We start from the raw sequence: 1,846 nt of genomic DNA on the forward strand, positions 1-1,846 counted from the left end.
GTGGTCCTGGGAGCGACATTAGTCCTGGCCCTGCAAGGTGACTCAGGCTGGTGGTTCACCGTGGCCGCCACGATCCTGTTCCTGGTGGGTGTTTTCCTAGGATCCCGTCGATCCAGGGGAGAGCAGGACTTGGAACGAGCATCCTCAAGATAGAGCGTTGCGCCAACCCCAACTGCAACCCAGAAGTGCTTGGTGAGGTCGGAGTCGCAGCCTTTCGGTCTGATAGGTGGCCGGTAGGCTCGCCGACGATGACTTTCCCAACCCTTCCTGCCGCCGTGGTGATCCGGTGAGGTCTCGGTGGTGGGCGGTGCTGTTCCCGGCCCCGAATCACGCCAATGTGGACAATCCGCTGGGTTCGGCCTTCGCCCTGACCGTGACGGGGGTGTTCGTCCAGGGCCTGGCGCGTTTTGGCTACAGCTTCCTGGTGGTGCACCTGATGGGAGTTCAGGCCAACGGGCAGCTCGCCTTCATGATTTCCGTGGCCACCTTATTGGTGCTGGCCTGGCCCCAGGCCACCGGCACGGCCGCGGCGAAGTACATCGCGATGGCTCGTGGCCGCGGTGACCCGGTGGCCCAGGCCGCGGCGGCCGCCTACACGGCCCGCCTGGCCGCACTGAGCACTGTGGTGCTGGGGGCGGCCGGGACCTTCTGGGTGGGGTGGTACGCGGGCACGGGCTGGGTGCCGGCAGTGTCCACGGGTCTGCTCGTGGTCGCCTTGGGTGCCTACACCTTCGTGCGCGGGGTGCGCACCGGCAACAACCAGTTCGTCACCACCACCGCCTGGGACATCATCAGCTCGGTAGTGACCCTGGGACTGTTGGGGGTGGTGCTGGTGGCCGGATGGGAACCGGTGCTGCTGCTGCCACTGTGCCTGGGCTACCTGCTCTTCGCGCTACCCTCCTGGCCACGACCGGCCTCGGTGGCCCTGGCAGCGTCCACCCGGCGGGCGATCGTGGTCTTCACCGCCTGGGGGTCGGTGCAGTTGCTGGCCGCCTCCGGACTGCTGCAGCTGTCCGTGGTGCTGGGCCGCACCCACGACACCCTCACCGCTCTGGGCCTGTACGGGATCGCGGTGTCGGTGGCGACCCCGGCCAGCATGCTCTCCGGGGCGATGCTCACCGCCCTGTCCCCGGCGGTGGCCCGCCGCTACGCCGCCGGGGACCGGGTGGGCCTAGCCGGGGAGGTGGACCGGGTCATGCGGATCATGGTCACCGTGTTCCTGCCCGTGTTCGGGCTACTGATCCTGTGGGCCGGGCCCGTCCTGGGGATGCTCTTCGGGGACCGCGGTACCCCGGCGGAGGCGTTGCTGGTGGTGTTGCTGCTGGCCGTGTCGGTGTCCAGCTTCAACGCCGCCAACCTGCGCCTCAACGGGGCGGAGGCCTGGGGTGTGAAGGCTTTGGCCGCCTCCAACGTCACCGGCTTCCTGGTCGGACTCGGCGTGATCCTGTGGGCCGGCCCCACCCTGGGCGTGATGGGCAGCGCCATCGGCTACCTGGCTGGCTCCCTGGTCAGTGCGGTGGGTCCGCTGGTGATCGTCTGGCGGGTGGACCGGATGCGGTGGGGGCTGCTGGTGCTGCGGATCACCATTGGCTACGCCCTGATCCTCACCGGCCGGTGGTGGCTGGGCGACCAGGCCCACCTGGCGCCCGCCCTCGGGGCCTCAGCGGTTTTTCTCACCGTGTGGGCAGCGCTGAGCTACCGGGACCTCACACCCCTGGCCCGATCAGTGATTTCCCGGCGGGGTAGCTGATCAGCATTCGTCGGTCTCGCTCCGGGGCGTCCCCATGCTCTGCTCGCGGAAGAACACCGGGTCTTCATGAACCGTCACGGCTTCTCTGCCGTCTTT

The 1,846-nt window shown here is 68.4% G+C and carries 1 protein-coding gene; it reads left to right on the forward strand.

Translation table 11 applies throughout. The annotated features are described in order from the left end of the window. Positions 1–337 precede the first annotated feature (337 nt). Positions 338–1,750, forward strand: a complete 1,413-nt coding sequence (locus E7Z53_RS19805; RefSeq protein ID WP_369598030.1) for a lipopolysaccharide biosynthesis protein — start codon at positions 338–340, stop codon at positions 1,748–1,750. Positions 1,751–1,846 lie beyond the last annotated feature (96 nt).

The sequence above is a fragment of the Kocuria salina genome (genome assembly GCF_013368965.1).
GTDB lineage: Bacteria > Actinomycetota > Actinomycetes > Actinomycetales > Micrococcaceae > Kocuria > Kocuria rosea.